General features: G+C 58.0%; 3 protein-coding genes. All 3 read right to left on the bottom strand.

Annotated elements, in window-relative coordinates:
- A partial coding sequence (locus tag AAAB35_RS19505) for a GNAT family protein (RefSeq protein ID WP_340669933.1) occupies positions 1-554 on the bottom strand: 554 nt, incomplete at its 3' end.
- Positions 555-572: 18 nt separating this feature from the next.
- Positions 573-1,868: a pitrilysin family protein gene (locus AAAB35_RS19500; protein ID WP_340669932.1), complete on the bottom strand. Its 1,296-nt coding sequence runs from the start codon at positions 1,866-1,868 to the stop codon at positions 573-575.
- Positions 1,869-1,878: 10 nt separating this feature from the next.
- Positions 1,879-3,276: a threonine synthase gene (thrC, locus tag AAAB35_RS19495; RefSeq protein ID WP_340669931.1), complete on the bottom strand. Its 1,398-nt coding sequence runs from the start codon at positions 3,274-3,276 to the stop codon at positions 1,879-1,881.
- Between the last annotated feature and the right edge of the window lie 150 nt (positions 3,277-3,426).

Raw genomic sequence — 3,426 nt, 5'->3', positions numbered from 1 at the left:
GCGAAGAGGAGATGATCTTGCCACATTCCGTTTATCTTTAGGTAAGAGCGGAGCAGTCCTTCTCTCTGAAATCCGGCTTTTTCGAGAAGGCGGATCGATCTTTCATTGCCTGGAATACAAGCTGCTTCCAGGCGGTGCAACCTTACCTTGGTGAAAGCATAGGGTATAAGCAGGCTGATCGCCTCGGACATGAAACCTTGACCGGCGAATGGCGCCCCGATCCAGTAGCCGATCATGCCGTTCTGGCCGACGCCACGCCTGATGTTTCCGATCGTGATCCCGCCGAGCAGTCGCTGGTCGGCATTGCGGAAGAGAAAGAACGGATGCGCAGTGCCCGCTGCTGCCTCGTCGTCGTAATGGCGGATGCGGTGGCGAAAGGCGCCGCGTTCGAGATCATCGACTGCCCAAAGCGGCTCCCAAGGTGCGAGGAACTCACGGCTCTCGGCGCGAAGCGAAGCCCAGGCGCGATAATCGGAAAGTTGCGGCGGGCGCAAATAGACGCGTTTCCCCTGAAGGGGCGGCGCCACGCTTTTGAGGAAAGGCAGGGCGATCATTGCCGCTCCGGATCGCCGTCAGACCGCTATCTTTCTTGAGCTGGACGCTGGGGCTGTCAGCCCATGACGGATATCGGCGAATTTCATCAATGGACCAACCGGGCCAACTGCGGCGACGGTAGGCGTAGTGTCGAGGAACAGGCGTCCGGCAAGGTCTGTCAACCGTTCGACTGTGATCTTCGACAGGCGATCGACCAATTCATCGGTGGATATCGGATTGCCGTAGAGCAGCATCTGGCGCGCAATCTGCCCGGCGCGGCTCGCTGCGCTTTCATGGGACATGAGCAGACTTGCCCGATATTGCGCTCTCGCCCGGTTCAATTCCTCCTGGCTGATGTTCTGGGCGGCAGCATGCAACTCATTGATGATGACCGGGACGAGCTTCTTGAGATGGTTGCGGCCGGTTGCGGCATGGATGCCGAAGACGCCCGTTTCGGAGAAACCCCAATGGAACGCATAGACCGAATAGCAAAGGCCGCGCTTCTCCCGCACTTCCTGGAAGAGCCGCGAAGACATGCCGCCGCCGAGGATCATCGCCAAAAGCTGCGAGGCATAAAAATCGCGTACGTGATAGGCGCGCCCCTCGAAGCCTATGACCACCTGGGCATCCATCAATTCGCGCTGTTCACGGAAATCACCACCCACATAGTGGGATATATCGGGTTCCGCCGCCGTCGACTTCGAACGGAACGAACCAAGCCGCTTTTCCACTTCGCGAACGAACGCGTCGTGCTTGACTGCACCGGTGGCGACAACAACCATACGCTCGGCGCTATATTGTTCATCCATGTAGCGGCGCAAGTCGGCCGATGAGAAGGACTGGACGGTTTCGGGCGTGCCAAGAATAGTGCGTCCTATCGTCTGGTGCTGGAAGGCGGCTTCGGTAAAACGGTCAAACACGACATCGTCAGGTGTGTCGTGCGCAGCGCCGATTTCCTGCATGACGACGTTCTTTTCACGCTCGAGTTCGTCGGCGTCGAATTTTGAACCCGTCATGATGTCGGCGAGAATGTCGATCGCAAGCGGCATGTCATCGCGCAGAACGCGGGAATAGTAGGAGGTGGTCTCCACGCTGGTGGCAGCATTGATTTCACCACCCACGTCCTCGATATCGGCGGCGATCTTCCACGCGGACCGGTTCTCCGTCCCCTTGAATGCCATGTGTTCGAGAAGATGGGCTATGCCATGCTGATTGCTCGCCTCGTTCCGCGATCCTGCCTTGACCCAGATGCCAAGGGCAACACTCTCCACATGCGGCATTGTTTCTGTCGCAATCGTCAAACCGTTGGAGAGGCGACTGATTTCAACGCCCATGCAATGCTCCTTACTTCGCCGCTCTTGAATGCCGGCTCACATACTCTTCCACATTTTTGAGGTCGTTGGGAAGTACCGTGTACTGTTCTTTTCGTTGCATGAGATCACCCAGCCAAAGCGGCAGGTCCGGGTGAACGCCGCTCGCCTCCTTGACGGCATCGGGAAATTTGGCCGGATGAGCCGTGGCAAGAACCACGCTTGGCGCACCGAGACCCAGTGCTTGCCGGGCAACCTTCATGCCAATGGCCGAATGCGGATCAAGAAGGTAGCCGGATTGCTCCAGAACATCAGCTATAATCCTGGCCGTCTCGACAGTGGTTGAGCGGCCCGCGTCAAATTCTGACCGGATGACGGCAAGGGCATTATCGGCGATTGCAAAGCTTCCAGACTGCTTCAAGCTATCCATCAGGCGGCGTACCGCAGCGGCGTCGCGTTCGTGGGCTTCAAAGAGCAGGCGTTCGAAGTTCGAAGAGACCTGAATGTCCATCGACGGCGATGTGGTATGAAGGACGCCGCGCGTTTCATAGTCCCCGGTCGCAAGCGCGCGCACTAGTATATCGTTGTCGTTGGTCGCAACGACGAGGCGATCGATCGGAAGTCCCATCCGCTTTGCTACGTAACCCGCGAAAATATCACCGAAATTGCCGGTGGGCACAGTGAACGAAACGGACCGGTCAGGCGCGCCGAGGCTGAGTGCGGACGTGAAGTAATAGACGATCTGCGGCATGATCCGCGCCCAGTTGATCGAATTGACACCTGAGAGCGAGAGCGCGTCGCGGAAGCCGAGATCGTTGAACATGCCTTTGACGAGCGATTGACAGTCGTCGAAATTGCCCTCGATGGCGAGTGCATGAACGTTGGGCGCGCCCGATGTCGTCATCTGTCGCTGCTGTACGGGCGAGACACGATTGTGCGGGAAAAGGATGAATATGTCCGTACGATCCCGCCCGGCAAAGGCTTCGATGGCCGCACCGCCCGTATCGCCGGACGTAGCGCCGACGATGGTCGCCCGCTCGCCCCGCTTGGCGAGACTATAGTCCATCAGCCGCGCCAGCAGTTGCATGGCCACATCCTTGAACGCGAGCGTCGGACCATGGAAGAGTTCAAGCACGAACTCGTTGTGCCCCGTCTGGACCAACGGGCAGACCGCTTCATGACGGAACGTGGCGTAAGCATCACGCACCATCCGCTCGAAATCGGCCTGGTCGATGTCGCCGGCAATGAAGGGCGTCAGCACATGAATGGCGATCTCGGCGTAGGTCTTGCCGCGCAGCGACCGGATCTCGGCGGCAGAAAATTGTGGAAACTCCTGAGGGAGATAGAGGCCGCCGTCGCGAGCAAGGCCGGCCAGAAGTGCATCGGAAAATCCTAAAACCGGTGCTTCGCCGCGTGTACTAACGTATTTCATCTCAAATATCCCTTGCCTATGGATGCAAACGCGGGCTTGGCAAAAAGCCGCGCAGCCCCGTCGCATTCTCTCCGAACCGTTGATATAGAACACGTTCGTTCGTCAAGGTTCGTTCTACGAGGAAAGTTCAGTTCATGAAGTCAGAAACAC

This window comes from Phyllobacterium sp., assembly GCF_037994425.1.
GTDB lineage: Bacteria > Pseudomonadota > Alphaproteobacteria > Rhizobiales > Rhizobiaceae > Phyllobacterium.
The sequence above is the reverse complement of the archived record's forward strand: the minus strand, read 5'-3'. Positions and strand labels throughout refer to the sequence as shown.